We start from the raw sequence: 4,200 nt of genomic DNA on the forward strand, positions 1-4,200 counted from the left end.
AACCAGCCGTTCACCTTTGTACGGTTCGGCGAAACGATTGTCATGAAAGAAAAAGTGCCGGAAGTAAACAACGCGCCGCCGCCTCCGGCGCTTGTGCAATTATAAGGAGTAATCACAAGCGACAGGGGTGAACCCCTGGCTGGCGTAACAGTGACCAATAAAGCGCAGCATATAAGCGTGGCCAGCAATGAGAATGGCGAATTTACGATCGAGGCAGCGCCCGGCGATGTACTCGAATTCTCTTCCGTTGGCTATGCGCCGCAACAGGTAAAGATCTCCGCTGCCACAGACGCTATCGATGTTACGCTTGCTATAGCTGTGGTGGAAGAACAAATGATCGTAGTAGGGTATGGTACGCAAAAACGAACCGATCTTACCGGTGCTGTAGCTACCCTTTCTGCCAAAGCATACAAAGACCAACCGGTAGTGAACGCCTCATCTGCCCTGCAGGGCCGCGTGGCGGGTGTAGCCGTTACCAATAACTCCGGCGCGCCGGGCGGTGGCGTTAAAATTCGCATCCGCGGCGCCAATTCGGTGAACGCCAGCAACGATCCCCTGTATGTGGTGGATGGTATTGCCCTCAGCAGCAATGGACTGAGCGACATCAACGTGAACGATATTGAATCCATGGAAGTGTTGAAGGATGCGTCTGCTACGGCTGTATATGGCTCAAGAGGCGCTAACGGGGTGATCCTTGTTACTACCAAAAGCGGCAAAAGCGGTAAGCCCAGAATTGAGTATAATGGTTTTGCCAGCTTTAACAGACCCATGAAAAAATACAAGCTCATGGATGCGGTAACGTATGCAAATGTGGCCAATTTAACGGCCGGCGCCGCCGTATTTCCCGATCCGCAATCTTTTGCCGGGCAAACGACCGACTGGCAAAGTATGATCTTCGATAATTCGGTTACCCAAAGCCATCAATTGTCAGCTGCCGGCGGAACCGACAATGCAAAATATTATGTGTCGGGTTTCTATGTAAACCAGGAAGGTTTATTACAGAACAGTAACCAGAAAAAGTTTGGCTTTCGTTCCAACATAGACCTGAAATTAAGCAAGCGGCTGACTATTGGCATCAACGTGTATGCAGGCCGCATCAATTCGCACAATAACGACGATATTGGCTCCAAAGGCAATCCTGTTATGGGCGCGCTTACCTGGGCGCCAACAGAACCGGTCTATGATGCGTCTGGCCAGTACAATCGCTTTGGCATCTCGCCCATTTGGAGTAACCCCTATATGGTTATTAAGGAACGCAATGGAGATAATTTTTCCAATGTGGGAATTTTCAATGGCAAATTGAAATATGCCATTACCGACTGGCTCACCCTTACGGTCAATGCCGGTGTCGATCTGCAATTATCAAGGTCTGCCTATGTGAATAACGACTGGATCAGTCCGGGTAATCATGGATCGGGACAAAGTTCTACTGAAAAATATACTTATCAAAACAGCAACGTCCTTACGTTCCATAAAACGTTCGGCAAAAATAGCCTCACGGGTACTGCTTTAATGGAAGCTACCGGCAATAAGTTCTATACCTTCAGCGCAACCGGTTCCGGACTGGCTTCTTTATCGAACGGCTATTACAACCTGGGGCTGAATGCTTCGCAGGGTATTGCATCCGGTTATAGCAACTGGTCGCTTTTGTCATATATGGGCCGGGCAGCGTATAGCTACAATGATAAATACCTGTTGACGGCCACTATAAGAAGAGATGGTTCTTCCAAATTCCAGGGCAATAACAAGTGGGGTAATTTCCCATCATTTAGTGTTGGCTGGAAACTGAGCAATGAAAAATTCATCGAAGACCTCGGTATTTTTTCCAATCTTAAAGTAAGGGCCGGCTGGGGCGTTACCGGTAACCAGGCCGTAGACCCATACAGCACGCTTGGCCTGCTCACCCCCGTTATTTATTCTTATGGCACCACCACCGTTTACCCGGGCTATACCCTGGGCAACCCGGCCAATAAGGATGTAAAATGGGAAACCTCGAAACAAACGAATGTCGGGCTCGATGCAAGTGTATTCGGCAACAGGCTGAATATAAGCGTGGACTATTATAATAAGAACACCAGCGACCTGTTGCTCAACACCCGCATCAATAACTATGATGGCGGTGGTACCTACCTGAAGAACATCGGCAGGATAAATAATAAAGGTTGGGAAATCGTGATGGACGGAACGCCGGTTAAAAGCGGCCACTTTACCTGGAATGCCTCCTTCAATGCTTCCTTCAACCAGAATAAAGTGATAAGCCTGGGTGCAGATTCCATGCTGGAACGGCCGGTTATAGGCGGCGGACTTATTTCCAATAGTATCCAGGTAGTAAAAGTAGGACAATCGCTCGGCGCCTTTTACCTTATTCCATGGGAAGGCGTTTACCAGGCCGATAAAGGAAATTACAAAGCCGGTGACGCTATGTACAGAGATGTGAATGGGAACAACACTATTGGGTTTGAAGACAGGGTGATTACCGGATCGGCTATGCCAAAAATGCAATGGGGCTTTAATAATTCAGTGGCGTATAAGAATTTCGAGTTGAACGTGTTTATCCAGGGCTCGCATGGCAATAAGATCTTCAATGCCACCTACGCCGCTACCGTTGTGCCTGCCAGTGACGTTAAATTCATCAACCTCGCCGATGCAGCTCATTACTGGACGCCTTCCAATCCCGGTTCTGCCTTTGCCAACCCCGGCAGCAAAAATAAAAGCTGGGTAGAGAGTACGCAGTTCCTGCAGAATGGAAGTTATGTAAGGGTAAAGAATGTGAGCCTGTCCTATGAGCTCGGCCAGAAATGGCTGAAGCTGGCAGCTGCAAAGATCTTCATCAGCGCACAGAACCTGGCCACTATTACCAAATACAAAGGCTTTGATCCCGAAGCTACATCTACCATGGCAAACAGTGATCAGGACGCAGGTATCGACCTGGGTGCTTATCCTTCTCCCAAAACAATTACCGTTGGTGTACAGGTGAAATTTTAAAACTGACCTAAAGTGATAACAATGCAAAAATTCAATAAATATACTATCGGCTGGCTGGCGCTGGTGCTGTTGGCCATGGCCTGTAACAAAAGTTACCTCAACGAAAAACCCCAGGGAAGCGTTACGCTGGTAAATTTTTACAAAACAGGCGAAGACCTTGAGCTGGCCGAGGCCGCCCTGGCCCTGCAGCTCAATGGCGCTTTTAACACCATTGTAGGTCCCTATTATGCCGCAGATGACATTACCGCAAAAAGGGCAGGTAACAAAATAGATTTTTCAGACTTTGATGCTTTTAACGCCAACGCATCCAACAGCCGCATGACTCCGTGGTGGAATTATTTTTATGCCACCATCAAATCGGCCAACGCACTCCTTCAGCATTATACAAACGCAACAACAGCAACCGACGATCAACGTAATAACGCTGCCGGCTATGCATATTTCATGCGCGCTGTCAGTTATTTCTATTTGACCCGCACCTGGGGAGAAGTACCGCTGACCACGGAAGCCGTGCCGCAGGCTAACCGGCCCAATGCTACCATAGCCGAGATCTATAATCTGATCGTAGCCGATCTGCAGCAAGCCGAGACCATGCTGCCCGATCACTGGAGCGGCAAATCAAGACAGAACAGCATCGATATCCTGGCTACCAAAGGCTCGGCAAAGGCCCTGTTGGCCAATGTGTATTTGACCATGGCCGGCTGGCCGTTGAAACAGGCCGACAAATACGCGCTGGCCGCCGCCAAAGCAAAAGAAGTTATAGATGGAAAAGCTACCTGGGGCTACGACCTGATGACGAATTTTGCCGATATCTGGAAGATCGGCAACAAGTACAATAAAGAGGCGGTATTTGCCTGTTATTATGATAATGATATTCCCAACTGGAGTTGGGAAAATGGGAACATGTGCGGGCCCAATCCCTTCTCACCCGATTATGAAGAAGGCGGTTGGGAAGATGGCTATGGAGAAATTGCCTTCTATAATAAATTTCCGGCCGGGCCCCGCAAGGACGCCACGTATCAAAGCGCGTATTTTGTAAAGAACGATCCCAATAATGTAATAACCTGGCAGAACACCCTGCAAAAACATCCTTATTTCCTGAAATACCGCGACGACGAAAGTTACGATTGGAAAACGCATAAAGCCAATGACTGGTGGGGCAGCGCCACTACCTTCATCATCCGTTACCCCGAGGTGCTGTTAACCTATGCGGAA

General features: G+C 48.6%; 2 protein-coding genes. Both read left to right on the top strand.

The annotated features are described in order from the left end of the window. Positions 1-111: 111 nt before the first annotated feature. Positions 112-2,985, top strand: a complete 2,874-nt coding sequence (locus ACJ751_RS03365; protein WP_407743961.1) for a SusC/RagA family TonB-linked outer membrane protein — start codon at positions 112-114, stop codon at positions 2,983-2,985. A gap of 21 nt (positions 2,986-3,006) precedes the next feature. Beyond that, positions 3,007-4,200: RagB/SusD family nutrient uptake outer membrane protein (locus ACJ751_RS03370; protein ID WP_407743960.1), on the top strand; the 1,194-nt coding region annotated here is incomplete at its 3' end.

It is taken from the genome of Niastella sp. (genome assembly GCF_045805085.1).
Taxonomy (GTDB): Bacteria; Bacteroidota; Bacteroidia; order Chitinophagales; family Chitinophagaceae; genus Niastella.